The sequence below is a fragment of the Croceibacter sp. genome (assembly GCF_002716225.1).
Taxonomy (GTDB): Bacteria; Bacteroidota; Bacteroidia; order Flavobacteriales; family Flavobacteriaceae; genus Croceibacter; species Croceibacter atlanticus.
On record NZ_PAZX01000011.1, the window covers coordinates 120,069 to 139,668 of the forward strand.

19 protein-coding genes are annotated in these 19,600 nt (G+C 33.8%); 10 read left to right on the top strand and 9 right to left on the bottom strand.

What is annotated here, in order from left to right; translation table 11 throughout:
* Nucleotides 1-35: 35 nt before the first annotated feature.
* The 3 genes from CL818_RS09130 to CL818_RS09145 all read right to left on the bottom strand — a co-directional run bounded on the left by CL818_RS09130 (nt 36) and on the right by CL818_RS09145 (nt 3,527).
* The gene (locus CL818_RS09130; RefSeq protein ID WP_286972762.1) at nt 36-737 is read right to left on the bottom strand and encodes a YiaD family glycine zipper/OmpA-like lipoprotein; all 702 of its coding nucleotides are present in this window, start codon (nt 735-737) and stop codon (nt 36-38) included.
* A gap of 515 nt (nt 738-1,252) precedes the next feature.
* The gene (locus CL818_RS09140) at nt 1,253-1,414 is read right to left on the bottom strand and encodes a DUF1328 domain-containing protein (protein WP_286972764.1); all 162 of its coding nucleotides are present in this window, start codon (nt 1,412-1,414) and stop codon (nt 1,253-1,255) included.
* A gap of 106 nt (nt 1,415-1,520) precedes the next feature.
* Nucleotides 1,521-3,527 carry an alpha-ketoacid dehydrogenase subunit alpha/beta gene (locus CL818_RS09145; protein ID WP_286972765.1) on the bottom strand — a complete coding sequence of 669 codons (2,007 nt, stop codon included), beginning with the start codon at nt 3,525-3,527 and terminating at the stop codon, nt 1,521-1,523.
* 124 nt (nt 3,528-3,651) lie between these two features.
* On the opposite strand from CL818_RS09145, the gene CL818_RS09150 reads away from it, so the two are divergent.
* From CL818_RS09150 to CL818_RS09175, 6 genes are all read left to right on the top strand, one after another.
* Nucleotides 3,652-4,602, top strand: a complete 951-nt coding sequence (locus CL818_RS09150; RefSeq protein ID WP_286972766.1) for an isopenicillin N synthase family dioxygenase — start codon at nt 3,652-3,654, stop codon at nt 4,600-4,602.
* 1 nt (nt 4,603) lies between these two features.
* Nucleotides 4,604-4,933: a translation initiation factor gene (locus CL818_RS09155; protein WP_286972767.1), complete on the top strand. Its 330-nt coding sequence runs from the start codon at nt 4,604-4,606 to the stop codon at nt 4,931-4,933.
* Between the two features lie 77 nt (nt 4,934-5,010).
* The gene (locus tag CL818_RS09160) at nt 5,011-5,880 is read left to right on the top strand and encodes a nucleoside phosphorylase (protein ID WP_286972768.1); all 870 of its coding nucleotides are present in this window, start codon (nt 5,011-5,013) and stop codon (nt 5,878-5,880) included.
* Nucleotides 5,881-5,901: 21 nt separating this feature from the next.
* Nucleotides 5,902-7,953, top strand: a complete 2,052-nt coding sequence (gene ppk1 / locus CL818_RS09165; protein ID WP_502692241.1) for a polyphosphate kinase 1 — start codon at nt 5,902-5,904, stop codon at nt 7,951-7,953.
* Complete coding sequence (locus tag CL818_RS09170; RefSeq protein ID WP_013187933.1) at nt 7,946-8,800, top strand: substrate-binding domain-containing protein; 855 nt, start codon at nt 7,946-7,948, stop codon at nt 8,798-8,800. The genes ppk1 and CL818_RS09170 overlap by 8 nt, the downstream gene beginning before the upstream one ends.
* A gap of 176 nt (nt 8,801-8,976) precedes the next feature.
* Nucleotides 8,977-9,105 carry a hypothetical protein gene (locus CL818_RS09175; protein WP_262485274.1) on the top strand — a complete coding sequence of 43 codons (129 nt, stop codon included), beginning with the start codon at nt 8,977-8,979 and terminating at the stop codon, nt 9,103-9,105.
* Here the strand turns inward: CL818_RS09175 and CL818_RS09180 are convergent, their stop codons facing one another.
* Nucleotides 9,106-9,771: a uracil-DNA glycosylase gene (locus tag CL818_RS09180; RefSeq protein ID WP_272973817.1), complete on the bottom strand. Its 666-nt coding sequence runs from the start codon at nt 9,769-9,771 to the stop codon at nt 9,106-9,108.
* Nucleotides 9,772-9,815: 44 nt separating this feature from the next.
* Between CL818_RS09180 and CL818_RS09185 the strand changes: the two genes are divergently transcribed.
* The 4 genes from CL818_RS09185 (at nt 9,816) to CL818_RS09200 (ending at nt 13,726) form a co-directional block, all read left to right on the top strand.
* Nucleotides 9,816-11,984, top strand: a complete 2,169-nt coding sequence (locus tag CL818_RS09185) for an endonuclease MutS2 (protein WP_272973818.1) — start codon at nt 9,816-9,818, stop codon at nt 11,982-11,984.
* Nucleotides 11,968-12,417 carry a thiol-disulfide oxidoreductase DCC family protein gene (locus CL818_RS09190; RefSeq protein WP_013187936.1) on the top strand — a complete coding sequence of 150 codons (450 nt, stop codon included), beginning with the start codon at nt 11,968-11,970 and terminating at the stop codon, nt 12,415-12,417. Before CL818_RS09185 ends, CL818_RS09190 begins: the two co-directional genes overlap by 17 nt.
* 168 nt (nt 12,418-12,585) lie before the next feature.
* The gene (locus tag CL818_RS09195) at nt 12,586-13,128 is read left to right on the top strand and encodes a DUF6705 family protein (RefSeq protein WP_286972772.1); all 543 of its coding nucleotides are present in this window, start codon (nt 12,586-12,588) and stop codon (nt 13,126-13,128) included.
* A gap of 88 nt (nt 13,129-13,216) precedes the next feature.
* Nucleotides 13,217-13,726 carry a hypothetical protein gene (locus CL818_RS09200; protein ID WP_272973820.1) on the top strand — a complete coding sequence of 170 codons (510 nt, stop codon included), beginning with the start codon at nt 13,217-13,219 and terminating at the stop codon, nt 13,724-13,726.
* A 32-nt stretch (nt 13,727-13,758) separates the two neighbouring features.
* Here the strand turns inward: CL818_RS09200 and CL818_RS09205 are convergent, their stop codons facing one another.
* From CL818_RS09205 to aroC, 5 genes are all read right to left on the bottom strand, one after another.
* A complete protein-coding gene (locus CL818_RS09205; RefSeq protein WP_272973821.1) occupies nt 13,759-14,919 on the bottom strand; it encodes a peptidase MATCAP family protein in 1,161 nt (386 codons plus the stop codon).
* Between the two features lie 15 nt (nt 14,920-14,934).
* Nucleotides 14,935-15,765 (bottom strand): N-formylglutamate amidohydrolase, encoded by an 831-nt coding sequence (locus tag CL818_RS09210; RefSeq protein ID WP_272973822.1) that lies wholly within the window; start codon nt 15,763-15,765, stop codon nt 14,935-14,937.
* 16 nt (nt 15,766-15,781) lie between these two features.
* The gene (gshB, locus tag CL818_RS09215) at nt 15,782-16,816 is read right to left on the bottom strand and encodes a glutathione synthase (protein WP_083798875.1); all 1,035 of its coding nucleotides are present in this window, start codon (nt 16,814-16,816) and stop codon (nt 15,782-15,784) included.
* 141 nt (nt 16,817-16,957) lie between these two features.
* On the bottom strand, nt 16,958-18,403 hold the full coding sequence (locus tag CL818_RS09220; RefSeq protein WP_013187942.1) for a dicarboxylate/amino acid:cation symporter: 1,446 nt from the start codon (nt 18,401-18,403) through the stop codon (nt 16,958-16,960).
* A gap of 21 nt (nt 18,404-18,424) precedes the next feature.
* Nucleotides 18,425-19,489, bottom strand: a complete 1,065-nt coding sequence (aroC, locus tag CL818_RS09225) for a chorismate synthase (protein ID WP_272973823.1) — start codon at nt 19,487-19,489, stop codon at nt 18,425-18,427.
* Between the last annotated feature and the right edge of the window lie 111 nt (nt 19,490-19,600).

Consider the following 19,600-nt stretch of genomic DNA (forward strand, 5'->3'; position numbering starts at 1 on the left):
TGACATCGGGTTTATAATAATTTAAGAAGTGTTTACTAGTTTCCGTCTTGTGCTTCTTTTTCAGCTTCATCTACCATTTGTTCATTTGGTAAGATAGCTAATTGTACACGACGGTTTTTTGCACGTCCTTCTGCAGTGTCATTAGTATAAGCAGGTTTAGTTTCACCAAACCATTTGGTTGTAAATCGTCCAGAAGATAACCCTTTACTCGTAAAGTAATTTGTTACAGAGTTAGCTCTATCTCTTGAAAGAGACATNTTNTACTCGGCAGAACCTGTACTATCNGTATGCCCTACNACTAATACATCTGTGTTAGGNTACTCTACAAGTACATTAGNTAATTTATCTAAGGTTTCTTGAGATTTAGCATTAATATTTGACTTATTTGTGTCAAAATAAACACCACTATTCTCATCGAANGTTACAACAATACCATCATCAATACGCTCAACTTGAGCTCCTGGAATTTCCTGCTCTATTTTCTGAGCTTGCTTATCCATTTTATTACCAATGATTACACCAGTTGCACCACCTACAACACCACCAATTACTGCTCCAAGTTCAGAGTTGTTTCCGTCTCCTACATTGTTACCAATAATAGCACCTANTATTGCACCACCAGTAGCNCCAATTACACCACCNTTTTGTTTGTTATTTGCATTCTTAGTAGCCTCACAACCTACAAATAATATTGAGGCAACAGCTACTGCTAAAATTGTTTTTATTGAAATCTTCATCGTTAGTTTTTATTTTTTGTTGAAATTCATTCTAATAGTAAATGGTTTTCCATCTAAAGAAACNGTTTGTTCCCAAGTCATTGCAGTNTCTGTAAGACTTACAAGGTTTACTCTAAATCCTGTATTACCAGTTTCAGATTTCCCTTTNTCGTTTACAGGTTTCAATAAGAAATCATAATTTCCTGTAGTTTCATTTACTTCTTGTATTGTCCATATAAAATTGCGTTCTCCAGAAGGACAACCTGTATTTGTAATGGTATACGTTCCTTCATTATTATTAGCAACAAAGAACCAGTCACTGTTTTCAAAACACGCTTTTGANGTGTCATTAAAGAGTGTAACTGCAAAGTCTCCAGATGCTCCAGGATATGNAATAGTATTTAANGTCCAAGCACCTTTAAAGGTTGACTTAGCTTCTTTTACNACTTTACTTGTACCACAGCTAGCTAAAACAGTAACTGCAAAACAAAACATTATTAATTTTTTCATTGTATTTTTTTTTATTGGTTAGTCTNTTATTTTCTGAATAATCTACCTACTAATGATAATAGGAATAGAACTATGAAAATAAAGAATAGGATTTTTGCTATACCTTCTGCACCTTCAGANATTCCTCCAAAGCCAAAGATTCCAGCAACAATTGCTATAATTATAAATATAACTGTCCAGCGTAACATAATTTTTAGTTTTAAATGATTAGTTACACTAAAGGTACGAGAGTTTTGTTTTGTCTAAGTGTTTCTTAGGAATGTTTAACAATAAAGTATTAAATAATGTTAAGCTTTAATAAGCTAACACCTCTAACAACTCGTTAAAGAACCTGTTTTTAGGCAAGTAATTGTTTTCTAGATTCTTAGCAAAAGGTATTGGTGTTTCTAAACTCGCAACACGTTTTACTGGTGCATCTAAGTATTTAAAGCAATCTTCCATTATACAAGCCGATAAATCTGAAGCTATACCTCCAAATTTAGAATCNTCNTGAAGTATTATAACACGACTCGTCTTTTTAACCGATGCATAAACTGTATCATAATCTAANGGTTGTAAGCTTCTTAAATCAATAAGATCTGCAGAAATATTAGAATGCTCTTCTAAAACTTCTAAAGCCCAATGAACACCTGCACCATAGGTTATAATAGTAATGTCTTCACCTTCTTTTAAAAGNGACGCTTTACCAAAAGGAATTGTAAANTAATCTGTAGGNACCTCTTGTCTAATACTTCTATACAATGCCTTATGCTCAAAAAACAATACAGGATTTGGATCTTCAATAGCTGTAGCGAGTAATCCTTTAGCATCATAAGGAAACGCTGGATATACTACTTTTAAGCCAGGTGTTTTAGTAAACCAAGCTTCATTGGTTTGACTATGAAATGGACCAGCACCAACGCCACCACCACAAGGCATACGTATAACAACATCTGCATGTTGGTTCCAACGGTAATGAGATTTTGCTAGATAGTTTACTATAGGATTAAANCCAGATGTTGCAAAATCTCCAAATTGCATTTCCATTACTGCTTTCATACCATTTATTGATAATCCCATTGCAGCAGATACTATNGCAGACTCACAAATTGGTGTGTTGCGAACACGGTCTTTGCCAAATTGTTCAATAAANCCTTCAGTTATTTTAAANACGCCNCCATAATCTGCCACATCTTGCCCCATAATCACAAGATCATCATATCGCTCCATAGACTGTCGTAAGCCTTGAGAAATTGCATCTATAAGTCGTAATTCTTCTGTAGTTTCATTAGGTTTTGTAACCTCAAGTGTAAAAGGTTTATAAACATCATTTAACTCATCATCTTCAGAAGACGATATTACATCTTCTTCAAAAGCTTTTTGTAAATGTGCTTCAATTTCTGCTTTTATAAGCACATGTTTGTGCTCATCTTGCTCTTCAGTTAAAATACCTTCAGCTATTAAAAAATCTTTATAATTTGAGATAGGATCTTTTAGCTCCCAAGCTTCCATTAAATCTTCAGGAACATATTTAGTACCACTTGCTTCTTCGTGTCCTCGTCTTCTAAAGGTTAAAAATTCAACTAAAACAGGACGTGGATTCTCACGCATACTTTCTGCAAGCGCTGAAACTTTTTGATAAACCTCCAAGATATTATTACCATCTATAATATGACTTTCCATNCCATATCCTAAACCTCTGTCTGCTAAATTTTCACATCGGTATTGCTCTGTTGTAGGAGTAGATAATCCGTAACCATTGTTTTCTATGCAAAATAAGACTGGTAAATCCCAAACNGANGCTACATTAAGTGCTTCATGAAAATCACCTTCACTAGTACCACCTTCTCCTGTAAAAACAGCTGTAATATTCTTTTCGTTTTTTAATTTATGTGCTAATGCAATGCCATCTGCTACTCCAAGTTGCGGACCTAAATGCGAAATCATTCCCACAATATTAAATTCTTGAGTACCAAAATGGAAACTACGATCTCTTCCTTTAGTAAATCCACTNGCTTTACCTTGCCATTGNGTAAATAAGCGGTATAACGGAATATCTCTATTTACAAAAACNCCTAAGTTTCTGTGCATAGGCAAAANATATTCTTCTTTTTGTAACGCTAAGGTTACGCCTGCAGAAATAGCTTCTTGGCCAATACCACTAAACCATTTNGATATTTTACCTTGTCTTAATAAAATAAGCATCTTCTCCTCTATTAACCTTGGCTTTAGCATAGCCAAGTAAAGTTTTANGAGTTCCTCATTNCTTAGGTTNTCTTTTGAGTATTTAAATATAGGTGCTGTTTCGGTTGGGTTTGCCATGATATTTATATTGTATACCAAATGTAGAAAAAATGGCATTGTGAAGGTAATTTGAACAAAACTTTATAAGTAAGTTATTCACTATACATTTTATTATATTTGTAGGACTTACAATTATTTTACTATGAACAATATCCCAAGTGTAGATTTAGCCGATTTCTTATCGGATGATCCAGATAGAAAACAAAAATTTGTTAATGAAATAGGTTCTGCTTACGAAGAAATTGGTTTCGTATCACTAAAAAATCANTTTCTAGAAGATGATTTGGTAGATAACCTTTATAAAGAAGTAAAATCTTTCTTTGCTCTACCTACAGAGGTTAAAGAAAGTTATGAAATAGATGGCCTTGGTGGTCAACGTGGTTATATTTCTTTTGGAAAAGAACATGCCAAAGGACGTAAAAAAGGTGATTTAAAAGAATTTTGGCATTTTGGACAAGAAGCAGATGAGGATGCAAACCTTATAGAAGATTATCCTGAAAACGTACAGGTAAAGGAGTTAGATAATTTTAACTCCACTGGTATGCAAGCTTANAAGATGTTAGAGAANACAGGTATTTATGTACTACGTGCATTAGCATTGTACATAGGTTTAGAAGAAACATATTTTGANCATTGGGCTCGTAACGGAAACTCAATCTTAAGACCTATNCATTATCCTCCAATTACANAAGAGCCAGATGGTGCTGTACGTGCTGGTGCTCATGGAGATATNAANTTAATCACTCTACTAATGGGTGCTTCAACAGGTGGTTTACAAGTACTTCGAAAAGATGGAAAGTGGATAGATGCTATTCCTGAAGAAGATGAACTTGTAATTAATGTAGGTGATATGTTAGAAAGACATACCAACAATAAGTTAAGATCTACTATACACCGCGTAATTAATCCACCTAAAGAAGAATGGGGAAATCCTCGTTATTCAATTCCATTCTTTATGCATCCGCGTAGTGAAATGAAGTTAGATTGTTTAGATGAATGTGTTTCTCCAGAAAACCCTAAGCAATATGAAGATATTACAGCTGGCGAATTTTTACACCAACGTCTAGTAGAAATAGGACTTATTAAAAAGTAATATGGACTTAAAAGATCAATTAAAAAACTTATTTCCAGAGCACGAATCTACTGAAGCTGAAGATACAACTAATGATAATGAGGGTTTGTGGATACAGGACGCACCATTACTTTGTAAGTATGAAAAGCGCCGTGGCAAACCTATTACTATAATAGATGGTTATACTGGAGCTCAAGAAGANTTTAAGCAACTTGCCAAAGATTTAAAAAAGAGTCTTGGTGTTGGTGGTAGTTTTAAAGACGATCAAATTATTATACAAGGAGATTACCGTATTGAAATAATGGATATGCTAAAAGACAAAGGTTTTTTAGTAAAACGTGTAGGTGGTTAAACCTTATTTATTAGTATCATAAAGAGTAGCTGTTTTAGATTATACTAAAGGCTACTCTTCTTAGTTTATAACAAAATATGCAAATTCCAGAATCTGAACTTATATTAAATGCAGATGGTAGTATTTATCACTTAAATATCCTACCAGANCAATTNGCNCAAACTGTTATNACAGTAGGCGATCCAGATCGTGTAGAAGATATTACCAAACACTTTGACAGNGTTGATGTTAAAGTAAGAAAACGTGAATTTCACACGCAAACTGGCAAGTGTAATGGCAAGTCTATTACAGTAATATCAACAGGAATTGGTACAGATAATATAGATATTGTTTTTAATGAATTAGATGCCTTAGCTAATATAGATCTTAATACGAGAGAAATTAAAGCTGAAAAAACAGCCTTNGATATTATTCGCGTAGGTACATCTGGAGCAATACAAGAAGATATTCCTATCGATTCGTTTTTAGTTTCAGAACTGGGAATAGGGTTTGATACTTTATTGCATTATTATGACAGTAAACATTTACAACNCTTAAACCTATCAAAATCTTTAACACANCAATTAGAATTATCTGAGGAGAAATCTCATCCCTATATCGTTTCAGCAGATCCTGAATTNCTTAAAACTTTAGATTCTACAAAACTTATAAAAGGTATTACTGCAACAAACGTTGGCTTTTATGCACCACAAGGTCGTGTATTACGAGCTGGTTTAAGTGATGTTAACTTTATGCAAAAGTTGAAAAATGCACGATTAGATGCACGCAAAATTACTAACTTGGAAATGGAGACTGCCGGAATTTACGGTATGGCTTCCTTACTAGGTCATCGTGCAGTCTCTTTAAACGCTATTCTGGCAAATCGTGCAAATGGTGAGTTTAGTAANTCACCTAAAGACACTGTAGANAACCTTATTTTATACACCTTAGAAAAACTTACACACTAAATGGCTATTGAAAAAGAGTTAATGCTCAAAGAAAATATTAAGCACAGAGATGTAAACTGGCTTAGTTTTAATGAGCGTGTGTTGCAAGAAGCAGAAGACCAAAGTACGCCATTATATGAGCGTTTAAAGTTNCTTGCCATCTTCTCCTCTAATCTCGATGAACATTTTAGAGTAAGNGTTTCGCAACTTAGGCAAATTAAACGCATAGATAAAAGCTTGAGAAAGCGTTTGGCGTTTAGACCTAAGAAGGAAGTAAAAGAAATATTAAAAGGTGTAAAAAGTCATCAAGAACGCTTCGGAACAGTCTTTTTCGATGAAATTATTCCACAATTAAAAGAGCATAATATTCACCTTATAAATTCTGGTGAATTTTCTGAACCACAATGCAAAGAAGCTTCAGATTATTTTGCAACCAAAATAGCACCAGAACTAAATCCTAAAATTGTCGATTTCAAGACTGATAAAGATGTTTTTCTTCAGAATAACACCATCTATTTTGTTGTCGCATTTGAAAATGAAAAGCAATGCGGACTCTTAAATATTCCTGTTGAAGCTTGTGGGCGTTTTTATACATTTAAGAATAAGGANTCAAAAGATTANTNTATNACNTTTATTGATGATATAGTAAGATCNAANGTANCTCAGATCTTTCCTAATAAAACAGTAAAAGGAATTTATGAGGTTAAAATGTCTAGAGATGCAGAGCTATATTTAGATGATGAATANGAAGGCATCTTAGCAGAAAAAATTTATAACTCGTTAGAGCAACGTACAGAAGGACAACCNACACGTTTNTTGTACGATGCAAAAATGCCTAAAGAATTAAGGAAAGCAATTCGTAAATATTTAGGNCTAGGTAAAATAGATATGATGCCTGGNGGCACCTATCACAATTTTAGTGACTTTTTTGGGTTTCCAGATCCTACAGACAATACAGATCTTCATTACAAACCACTACAACCACTAAAACATAAGTATTTAGAGCCATCTACAGATTATTTTAAAACAATAAAGGAGAAAGACCAATTACTACATTTTCCTTTTATGTCTTTTAGCTACGTGGAGCGTTTCATAGAGCAAGCTGCAGAAGACGAAAATGTTACAGCAATAAAAATATCACTTTATCGTGTTGCAGACGAGTCACGCCTTACAACCGCACTTTTAAAAGCATTAGATAATGGCAAAGCTGTCACCGTATTTATTGAAGCCAAAGCGCGGTTCGATGAGAAGAATAATATAGTTTGGGGTCGCAAGTTTGAAGATAAAGGAGCTAAAGTTATTTATAGCTATCCGCGTATTAAAGTACATTCTAAAATATTGATGGTTGAGCGTTTAGAGAACAGCAAAAACAAACGCTACGCCTATATTGGTACAGGAAACTTTAATAGTAAAACCTCAAAAATATATTGTGACCATGCCATCTTTACGGCTCATAAAAAAATCACCAAAGAGCTTACCAGAGTTTTTGATGTCTTAGAAGGCGATTTAATAATTCCTAGAAACAAACACTTGCTTATTTCTCCATTTACCACAAGACGTGTATTTGAAAAGCTAATAAGACAAGAAATGGATCTAGCACAAGAAGGCAAACCAGCATCTATTACAGCAAAAATGAATAGTCTGGAAGATCCTGCAATGATAGATCTTCTTTATAAAGCAAGCGATGCTGGTGTTATTATAAGGCTATTGGTACGTGGCTTTTCTTGTCTAATACCTGGTAAAAAAGGCTTAAGTGAGAATATTTACATGACCAGTATTATAGATAGATTCTTAGAACACGGTCGTATTTATAAGTTTGGTAATAATGGAGAAGAATTACTGTATTTTGGAAGTGCAGACTGGATGACAAGAAACCTTGACAGACGAATTGAAGTTCTTACACCATTATACGATGAAGATTTAGCACAAGAATTAAATGACATTCTTAACATTCAGCTTTCAGACAATGTGAAAGCAAGAATACAAGATGCACAAGAAAGTAATACCTTTGTAAAACCTAAAGTTGGTGAGTCGCTAGTGCGATCTCAATACGCTATTTACAATTACCTTAAAGAGAAACATAGTAATGACTAAGTTACGAATTGGAGGTGTTCCAGAACACTTTAACCTACCTTGGCACCTTTGCCTAGATAATGACGAATTTTCTGAAGTTGGTCTAGATATCACGTGGAGAGATTTTTACGGCGGCACAGGACAAATGAGTAAGGCTTTAAGGGATAATGAGATTGATGTTGCCATTATGCTTACAGAAGGTATAGTAAAAGATATTATAGATGGCAATCCTAGTAAAATAATTCAAAAGTATATTGCATCACCTCTTATTTGGGGAATTCACGTTGCTCAAGACTCTAAGTATACTACCATTGCAGACCTAAAAGACACAACTTGTGCTATTAGTCGTTTTGGTTCTGGGTCTCACCTTTTAGCGTATGTAAATGCCCAAAATATGGATTGGGATACAAGTGAGTTAAAATTTGAAGTTGTAAAAAATTTAGACGGTGCTTTAGAGGCGTTACCAGAAGATAAGGCTCAGTATTTTATGTGGGAACACTTTACCACTAAACCCTATGTAGATAATGGTACGTTTAGACGTGTTGGAGATTGTCCTACACCTTGGCCTTGCTTTGTTATTGTAGCCAGAGATGAGGTTATAAAAAATAACACCAAAGATTTAGAAGCATTGTTAGATGTTATAAACAGAACATCTAAAGAGTTTAAGAGTATACCTATGATATCTAAGACACTCTCTAATGCCTATGAGCAAGATGAGAAAGATATTAAAGAATGGTTGGGATTAACCCGTTGGAGCCAAGAACAATTATCTGAAACAACTATTACTAATGTACAAGATAAGTTGCTTGAGCTAGAGCTTATTTCAGAAAAGATAGACTATAATTCAATTTGCCATACATTTAAATAACGTTAAGATTATTTAAAGATAACCTGCTTATTATCACTCCTTAAAGCATTTCAGCTTAAATTAACTTCTTTTATCGAAAAGAGAAATTTAGTGCCGTTATTAACGCAACTCTTTTACTTTATTTACATCTAATATTAAAGTAGTCCCCAAAAACAACACATACAAAAACTGTATTCATGACAACATTTTTATGCATTTTAGGAGGACTCATCTTATTAAATTTTCTTCTTATTAAGTTTAGCTGTAACGACTGCGAAAAAGAAAAAAAAGTATCTAATAATCACCAACTGGCAGCAGATAAGTAATTACCAAACTATGGGCTCTTGCCCTGTTTCTATTAAGTAAGCATTTGCTTGTGAGAAATGTTTGTTACCAAACCAATATCCTCTATTTGCACTTAATGGTGAAGGATGACCGCTTGTAAGCACACAATGTTTTTCTTCATTAATCTTTTTGCCTTTCTTTTTTGCAAATCCACCCCAAAGTAAAAACACTACATTTTTTTTAGAATCTGAGATTGTCTGTATAACAGCATCTGTAAATGTTTCCCAACCTCTTTTTTGATGACTACCAGCCTCGTGCGCTCTTACTGTTAATGTTGCATTTAATAATAACACGCCTTGTTTTGCCCAACGCTCTAAATTACCATCTTCAGGAAATGGTGTTTTAAGATCTGTTTCAATCTCTTTAAAGATATTTATTAATGAAGGTGGCAAAGCTATTCCTGGTTTTACAGAAAAGCAAAGACCGTTAGCTTGACCAACGCCGTGATAAGGATCTTGTCCTATAATAACCACCTTTACATCATTAAATGAACAATGATTAAATGCAGAAAAAATATCCTGCCCTTTAGGAAAACAGGTGTGTTGAGAATATTCCTCTTTCACAAATTCTGTAAGTTCCTCAAAATAAGGCGACTCAAATTCAGATTTCAAAATTGTTTTCCAGCTTTCATCTATATCTACATTCATCTTAAATTGTTTAATTTTGTGATGCCTAAATTTAGGCAATTGCTATGATAAAAATTCACCCAAAAACTTTAAAAGATCTCGAGTTTCACACTGTTTGTACACAAGTACAAGACATTTGTATTACAGAATTAGGAAAGCAGTTTGCTAATGAGCTACAACCTTTTGCTACTAAAGATCTTACTATAAATGCTTTAACAAGAGTACAGGAATATATGAGTTCTTGGCTCAAGGAAAGCACTATTCCTAACCACGGTTATGATGCTATAAATAGAGAGCTACAGTTACTAGGAATAGAGGACTCTGTATTAGAAACGTACAGCTTCAGAAAATTAGCCTCTATTTCAGAAAGTGCCAATATACATCTTAGGTTCTTTAAAAAATTTAAGGAGCACTACCCTACACTATATCAGTTTGTTTCACAAACAGAATACACAACTGCTATTGTAGATACTATAAATAAGATGATAGATAAATATGGTGAGCTTAAAGATGATGCTTCGCCTTTATTACAACAAACCCGTAGGCACATATCTATAGTTAAAGGAAAGATAAACAGCAGCTTTACTAGCGCATTATCGCAATACCAAGGTTACGGTTATTTAGATGAGATTAGAGAAAGTGTTGTAGATAATATAAGAGTGCTCGCAGTGCAAGCTATGCATAGGCGTAAAGTAAAAGGTAGTATTCTTGGCAACTCCAAAACTGGTAGTATAGTTTACATACAACCAGAAGCCACACAGCAACATACAAGAGAACTTAACAACCTACAGTACGAAGAAAAAGAAGAAATTAAACGCATTTTAAAAGCACTTACAGACCTGGTAAGACCCTATAATTTGTTGTTAAGTGAGTACCAAACTTTACTATCTCATATAGATCTTATTTCTGCTAAGGCCAATTATGCAAAGCGATTAAACGCAGTATTGCCAGCAATTTCAGAAACTAGAGAGTTAGAGTTAAAAGATGCCTATCATCCATTATTGTTTTTAAACAATGCAGCTAAGGGTGAAAAAACATATCCTCAGGATATAATCTTAAATAAGGACAACCGCATTATTGTAATTTCTGGCCCTAACGCTGGTGGTAAAAGTATCACACTTAAAACAGTGGGATTATTACAAGTTATGCTGCAAAGTGGATTGCTAATACCGGTGCACGAGTATAGCAGAGTCTCTTTATTCAATAAAATACTTACAGATATTGGTGACAACCAATCTATCGAGAATCATTTAAGTACCTACAGTTACCGCTTAAAGAATATGAATTACTTTTTGCGTAAATGTGATGAGAACACTTTGTTTTTAATTGATGAATTTGGTACAGGTTCTGATCCCGAATTAGGTGGTGCTTTAGCTGAAACATTTTTAGAAGTATTTCACGAAAGAGAATCTTACGGCATCATTACAACTCACTACGCCAACTTAAAGAAGATGGCACAAGAAACTGAAGCTATTAACAACGCCAACATGCTGTTTGATAGTCGAAGCTTAGAGCCTGTTTACAAATTACAAATGGGTGAAGCTGGTAGCTCGTTTACGTTTGAGGTAGCACAAAAAAATGGTATCCCGTACAGTTTAATAAACCGATCTAAGAAAAAAGTAGAACGTGGCAAGATTAGGTTTGATAAGAGTATTGCCAAACTACAACAACAACGCAGCAAACTCCAAAAAACAACTACTGCTTTAGAAACTAAAAAGCAAAAAGCAGCTTCAGAACAAGAAAAGCTAGCAGAAATTAACGATAAGGTACAAGCCAAGCTAGAAAGCTACCAAGAATTGTATGATACACACCAACGTATGATACACTTAGGGACACGTGTAGATACTATCGCTGAGAAATTCTTTTATAATAAAAATAAGAAGAATTTAAACAGCGAGTTAATGAAGCTCATACAGATTGAAAACTCTAAGCGCCAAAAACAATCTGTAGAAAAAGAGCGCGAAGAAAAACGCAAGCAACAAAAAATAAAGCGCGAAGCTCAGGAAAAGATAAAAACTATAAGAGAGAAGAAAAAGGTAGAAAAAAAGAAAGCTGAAAAGATTGAAGCAGCAAAACCTAAGATCTCTTTAAAGGTTGGAGATAAAGTAAGACTCCAAGACGGTAAGGCAACAGGAACTATAGATAAGATTGAAAAAGATCGCGCTACAGTAAACTATGGTATCTTTACGACAGATGTATCTTTAAACGAACTCGAATTTGTCTCAAGACCTTAACCCAATGCCAACTGAAGCCAATATAGCTTACGGTGATAAAATCATTTTGTTTGATGGTGTTTGCAATCTTTGCAACAACGCCATCAATTTTATAATTACTCACGACAAACACAAGGCCTTTAAGTTTGCACCACTGCAAAGCACAATAGGCAAACAACTTATTAAGGAACGTGGTATAGACACTACTCAAGTAGACTCCATTATTTTGGTAGATGTTGGTAGCGCGTATTACTTAAAATCTGATGCTGCTCTGGAAATTGCTAAAGATTTAGATGGCGCCTACTCCTACTTATCCTATTTAAAAGTTTTTCCCTTTGGTTTACGTAATAAGGTGTATGATTATATAGCTAAGAACCGTTACAAATGGTATGGTAAAAAAGATAGCTGTATGATGCCAACACCAGAATTAAAATCTCGGTTTTTAGATTTTTAATTTAACTTCATTACAAGTAAATTTTTCTTATTAGTTTTAGGAGTAACTAATTGCACACAAATTATTTACTCAGGACAAAGAACATATAATTGAAATTATTATAATTACCATTTTTATAGAATTGAAATCTCATTTGAAAACCTACATTCTGAATTAAAGAACTATGATTTGAAAAATAGTATATCATTAATAACCTTACTTGTCTTTTGTATAAGCTGCTCAACAAAACACACAATAGTTGATGTTAGTAATAGAATAAACTGGACAAATAACACATATCTTAAAGATACAAATAATCATTTTGAGGATGTTCTAGGTACTTGGAAATGGGAAGAAGGAAACAGCTCTTTTGAATTTGAATTTACCAAAATAACTAACTATAATTATGAGGGTATTAACATGGCAATTGATTTTATTCTTGCGAGATACAAATACATTAAAGATGGTGTTCTAGTTGCGGATATTTTAAATAATACTTATAATCCATTAAATTTTAAAGCTACATTAATATTTGTGAATCCTACAGAATACACCTTAATTATTAATGACGTGGTAAGTGACAAAACCAAAAAAGGAGAATTTAAATTAAGCTCCAATGGTTTGGACACAATTGCAACGTTTGGCCTTCGAAATCTAGAAGGAACAGAAACTTATCCAACAAACATTGAATTTAGCTTGCCAACACAACTAACTTTAATCAAGCAAAGATAAACTCATCATAATTAAATACCTACAACTATTTGTTATGAGTATTTAATAGTATCTTACATAGGTAGATATGAACAAGCACTCTAAAATTATGAATAAACTCTTAGTTGTTATAGCCTTACTAACCCTAATTGCTTGCGGGAATTCTGAGCACGAATCTCAACATTCGTTAATTGGAAAAGAATTTAAATCATTTTCTGAAATTGCTGAACTTCAAAAATTTTCTAAAGTAAGCGATACAGTAGTTTATGGTACCTATGTAGAACCAAAACACAGTATTTTACATCTAAATAATGATACGCAGAATTTAATTCTGTTTAATAGTGTAGCAATTGAATCCTCTAATACTAAAAGGCTATTAAAAGTCTTAGATACGTTAGCCATACCAGATTTAAAAAATACTGAGTTTATTACTATTGGCTATTGCCAGCTAAATCAAAATATGGACGAAAACCTTATTGCAGTAGTTACAAAAACAGATAGCATGTACATACAACGTATTACAAAGGTTTGGAGAGCTAATACAACTACAAATGCTATTGAGGTTGTAAACAACTTAAATGGCATAAACTGTTTTAACGAATTTTTCGTACAAAACTAAGCCATTTAGTGCTTAGTTAAACTTAAGCGAGCTTACTTTAAATTACGGAGAATGAAGTCCATTTTTTTATTCTCATTACTATTATTAGCATAAGAATCTGTCACAAATTTACTAGGTGCAGCCAAGCCTAACTCTTGTAGTTTTTCAATAACATCTAAATTTTCTAGAGTTACTTTTCCTGTAAGCATTTTAGTCATCTCACCACCAGAATGGTAAAAATCATATACTTTCTTAAGGCCTGTTAAGTAAAGAAAATCTTTAGTAAAACCACCACCACGATGTACTCGCAATGTAATTTGCCACGCTTCGTGTTTGTCTAACTTATATTGGCTGTAAAGCAAATCGAACGTATCGCTAAAGCTATAGCCTTTTATAAGGCTGTCTGCAGCTATAACACGATATGCTAACTCTTTCATACGTTTAAGAGTTAAAGAGTTACTCATATACTCACTAAATACCGCTAAGCCTTCTTGAGTTTCGGTATTATTTTTAAATCCGTTTGAAAATACTTTTAATGGCTGTAGTTTTCCATTAAATGTAGTCACCATATGTACGCCAATTTCGTGATTGGCCAGTACTTTTAACTGGTTTTCTGAAAACATATGGTTACGCTTAAGCACCAATGTCTCTGAAGCATTAAGTACCATTGCAGCAGCACTTATATTTGTCGATTTTTTGATGGAAAACCTAAAGTTATAAGCTTTACCAAACTCTTCAAAATAGGCAACAGCATCATCTACATTATAACGAGGCTTCATAACTTCAAGGTCTTCTTCTTCAGAAAAATGAAGAATAAACTGAGCGTTCTCTACATCACGTTGTTTTGGTGTACCAAAAACCTTTAAGTTATTGTAATAAAACTTCTTGTCCTGCCCAATATGTTCTATACAAGAAATAAGACCAGAATACTCGTATATAATTTCCTCATAAAAATTTCGGATGGTTTCATCTTCAATCTTTTCTAAACGCTGGCTAAAAAACAAGCGTTGCATTTTATAAGGGTTAAATTTAATCTTTCGGTACTTGAAAGATGGCTCGTATGTAAATTTAGACTTAAAGAAAGTTTTCTTCTCTTGCTCAATATTAAGCGGATTCAAATAATTGAGAAGCTCTATATTTTTTACAAGTCTATCTAAATTATGATCTATTTCAAAAAGGTCTGCGTATCCTTTTTTAGCATCTTCTAACAACATATACTCTCGTAATTTTTAGGTTGCAAAGGTACGATAAAACGTATCGGCATGCTGTGGTATCTTATTTTTAAGCTGAGTTGTAATTGCACTTACAACTTCTGGAAAAATAATTCCGGTAAGTTCATCACAATATATTTTACTAAACTCTGTGGCCAACACCAATGTGTCTTGAAAGTGGTTGGTGATATACTTTAAGAAATAACCATTGCCTTGAAACGTATCGTTTATAGCTGCAGTTACAGCAATATTGTTTGGTAGTAATAGTTCAGCTAAACTATCACGCCATTGGTTTACCAAGCTACTGTATTTAGAGTTGTTAATATTGGTAGTTCCTAAATTAATTACAGGCACTTCCCTATTCCATCGTTTCCAATTATAGCTGTGCATATCATAAACAATGGCGCAACAAAATTTTGCTTCGATCTTAGAAACTAAAGCGTGTACTACTTTGTAAAAATTAGTGTGCTTTTCTAAACTAACCTTATGTTGTTGCTCATCTATTGGTGTTTTCCAAAGTGCTTTTCCCCAAGCATCTTCATATACTGCAATGTTTGGATGTCTGTTTAGATCATACTCAAACCGAGAATCTCTGCCAGCAATTACAATTGGCATGGTGTTTACCATATCTTTAGTACAAGGATCTTCCTCAAACCAACGTTCATATTCAGAATGTGTGCAATTTGCCCAAAGGTCTTTTCTAAAGTTATGACCATCATGTACGGCACCACATATATAAGGCACGTAATCGTCTATTTTAAGCGTAAAGGAATAGTCTATTGAAACAGCTTCAAAACATTCTTCTGCTTCAATTTTTTTAATAATTTCTGGAATGCTAAGTTTTTGCACTAGGTATTGTAATAAGTTATGCTTCGTTTACAGTTTGGCGTAATTTCTTACGACGCTCAAATGCCGTTACACGTTGTTCTACTTTGTCTTCAACAAAATCTATAACCTTTTCCTGTACTTTAGATTTGTATACCTTATTCATATAGGTAATGCCGCCAGGAGACATTACATTTACTTCGACAAGCATGCCGTTAATAACATCAATCCCTACAAAGTATAAACCATCTCTCACAAGTGTTGGCCCAATTCTTCGACACAATTCTTTTTCCTGCTTACTTAGTTGATGCTTTTGTACAGAACCGCCAGCACTTACATTACTCCTATGATCCTCAGATCCTGGTACACGTTTCATAGCACCAATTGGTTGACCGTTTAGTAATAGTATACGTACATCGCCTTGATCTGCTCCTTCAATATAATCTTGAAGAATTACATAGTTTGTAGTGCCATCTTTATTGTCTATATAAAAATCTAACAATGAGCTTATACTCTTCATTGCACTCTTTTCAATAAGGATAACGCCACTGCCACCAAAACCATTTAATGGCTTAAGAATCATCTTATCTTGTGGGTGTTCTTTAATTATAGTCTTTAAATACTCTTTATTTTTAGTAACGTGCGTATTCGGAATTATTTTATTGTCTTCATCTTCAAAAACAGCTGTATAAAGCTTATTATTTGCACGACGTATGCCATCTATATCATTCATTATAAAGACATCATCTTTTACAGAGTCTAAGAAATTAAGCATAAGATTATCTAACGGCGGATTACTCCTAAGTATAATAACATCAAACCCTGCAAGCGGTAGCATTTCCTTTTTAAATGTGGCTTTTGAGTGAAATGATTTTAAGTTGCTAGGCACTTTATCCATACGTTTTAAGACATTGCAAAAACCATAGGCTACACTTTCTCTAATGGTAAGGTTTGCTGGTGTTGTCATCACAACGCCGTGACCTCGTTTTGCAAATTCTTGTAACATTGCTAATGTACTATCATCCTCTGGAGCTTTAATGGTGTCCCAAGGATACATAATGAAACATACGTTCATAATTGGGTTGAGTATTAGTTAAGCTGAAATATAAGAAATAATGAATATTTTCTTAGAAAAGGATTAAAAAGATATTGTTATATATGAAAAAAGCTCAACTATTCTTAAAATAATTGAGCTTTTCACTAATGTTGTTGAAACTTAAGAATCCATATCAAATGTTTCTGAAGCACTTTTAGGTTCTTTATAATGTAACATTCCTTCGCCTTTAGCAATTATAGAAGATACTGTTGCGTCTCCAGTTACATTTACAACCGTTCTAAACATATCAAGAATACGATCTACTGGGAAAATAATAGCTATCCAAGCAGGATTTAACCCTACAGAGCCTAATACTATAATTAACATCACTAAACCTGCACTAGGTACAGCAGCAGATCCTATTGATGCTAAAGTTGCTGTAAGTACAATAGTTAATTGTTGTCCTAAAGTAAGATCAATCATATGCAATTGCGCTAAGAATACTACGGCTACTGCTTGATACAAGCACGTACCATCCATATTAACTGTAGCACCTATAGGTAAGACAAAGCTTGTTACCTTCTTATCTACACCTAAATTTTCTTCAACACACTCCATTGTAACAGGTAATGTTGCGGCACTACTAGATGTAGAAAATGCTAAGGTTTGTGCTGGACTCATAGACTTAAAAAAGCCTTTATAAGGAATTTGTTTTACGAACAGTTTTAAGATTAATGGATAAATCACAAAAATCATAAGCATTAAGCCTGCGAAAACAGTTAGAGAATACCAGCTTAAGCCTTTAAATATTTCCCAAACTTTACCAATATCATCTCCAGCCATCTTACTCACCACACCAGCTAACAAAGCAAATACAAAGAATGGAGCTGCTTGCATTACAAGGTCTACCATTTTTAGGAAGACTTCCATAATACTATCAACTAATTTAGTAACTGGAGCAGATTTTTCATTAGGAATAAATAATAAACAGACCCCAAAAAACAGTGCAAAGAAAATTATTTGAAGCATTAAACCATTATCTGTAAGTGCTTTAAAGAAATTCTGCGGAACTAAATCAACCAATGGTTGTAGTGGTCCTGCATCTTTTGTTTTATCTGCAGTTTCCATTTTTTCTGACACTGTAGCATCCTGCAGTTCACTCTTACTTAAATCTGAAATCTTTTGTGCGCGCTCTAAAAAGGCAGGATCTTTAAGATAATTAATGCCATCTTTTATTTCATAACCTTCAGCATCTGCCCAAATTTCATAACTAATACGGTTGTCTATACGGCTTTGCTCATCTACTAAAGCACCTGGCTTAATAATGTTTACCAAAGTTAAACCAAGACCTACTGCTAATATTGTAGTTAAAAGATAGGCACCAAGTGTTTTTCCTCCCATTCTTCCTAAACTTGCAGGATCTCCTATATTGGCTACACCACTGATTATGGAAAATAACACTAAAGGAACAGCAATTAACTTTAGAAGATTTATAAATATGGTTCCGAATGGCGCTATCCAGTTTACCGTAAACTCACTCCAACCAAGTTGGCTAGAAAGTAAAGCCCAGATAATACCTAAAACTAAACCAATAATAATCTTCCAGTGTAATGCTAATTTCTTCATTAATTAATTTTTAAAAATGGGTTACAATGTAGAGACTTTATCTCTCATCCAAAAATCTGCTAAAACTAAAGCTGCCATAGCTTCAACAATAGGAACTGCTCTAGGTACTACACAAGGATCGTGGCGGCCTTTACCTTCCATTGTTACGTTATCGCCTTCTTTATTAATAGTAGGTTGTGATTGCATAATTGTGGCAACTGGTTTAAAAGCAACATTAAAATATATATCCATTCCATTGCTTATACCTCCTTGTATACCACCGCTAAAGTTAGTTTTAGTAGTGTGATCTGGATTAATTTCGTCGTTATGTTGGCTACCTGTCATTGTAGTGCCATTAAAGCCACTGCCATATTCAAAACCTTTTACGGCATTAATAGAAAGCATTGCTTTACCAAGTTCTGCATGTAATTTATCAAAAACAGGTTCTCCTAATCCCATTGGCACATTCTTAATTACACATGTAACTGTACCACCAACGGTATCACCTTGTTTTCGTATATGTTTAATATAGTTTTCCATTTCAACAGCCATCTTAGCATCTGCAACCCTTACAGGATTGTTTTCTATTTCACTAAAATCTACGTCTGTATATGGTTTATCAAGTTTTAATGTTCCTACAGAAGAAGTATACGCTGTAATAGATATTGGTTTAAGTAATTGTTTTGCAATTGCACCAGCTGCAACTCTTGATGCTGTTTCACGTGCAGAACTCCTACCACCACCACGATAATCTCTATGACCATATTTTTGGTCATAAGTAAGGTCTGCGTGAGATGGTCTGTAAGAATCTTTTATATGAGAATAATCTTTAGATTTCTGATTTGCATTCTCAATCATAAAACCTATAGGAGTTCCTGTAGTTTTTCCTTCAAAAATACCGCTTAAAAACTGTACGGTATCTGGTTCTTTACGTTGTGTAACTATCTTAGATTGACCAGGTTTACGCCTATTCATTTCTGTTTCAATGGCATCAAAATCTATAGTTAATCCTGCAGGGCAACCGTCTATAATTCCGCCTATGGCTTTACCATGAGATTCTCCGAATGTTGTGAGTTTAAATAGTGTTCCGAAGCTATTGCCCGCCATTATTTTGAGTTTTCAACAAATGTAATTTTTTTATTTATAGTTATAAAATCAGCTTAGATAATGTTTCAGTAACATTTACATAAAAAATCAACAGTAATTAATAACATTAAA

Coding starts and splice junctions, on each gene's coding strand:
- CL818_RS09220 (WP_013187942.1), bottom strand. CDS start 18,403: ATGAAGAAATTAGCATTACACTGGAAGATTATTATTGGTTTAGTTTTA.
- CL818_RS09205 (WP_272973821.1), bottom strand. CDS start 14,919: ATGTTGTTAGAAGATGCTAAAAAAGGATACGCAGACCTTTTTGAAATA.
- CL818_RS09170 (WP_013187933.1), top strand. CDS start 7,946: ATGACTAAGTTACGAATTGGAGGTGTTCCAGAACACTTTAACCTACCT.
- CL818_RS09185 (WP_272973818.1), top strand. CDS start 9,816: ATGATAAAAATTCACCCAAAAACTTTAAAAGATCTCGAGTTTCACACT.
- aroC (WP_272973823.1), bottom strand. CDS start 19,489: ATGGCGGGCAATAGCTTCGGAACACTATTTAAACTCACAACATTCGGA.
- CL818_RS09200 (WP_272973820.1), top strand. CDS start 13,217: ATGAATAAACTCTTAGTTGTTATAGCCTTACTAACCCTAATTGCTTGC.
- CL818_RS09180 (WP_272973817.1), bottom strand. CDS start 9,771: ATGAATGTAGATATAGATGAAAGCTGGAAAACAATTTTGAAATCTGAA.
- gshB (WP_083798875.1), bottom strand. CDS start 16,816: ATGAACGTATGTTTCATTATGTATCCTTGGGACACCATTAAAGCTCCA.
- CL818_RS09175 (WP_262485274.1), top strand. CDS start 8,977: ATGACAACATTTTTATGCATTTTAGGAGGACTCATCTTATTAAATTTT.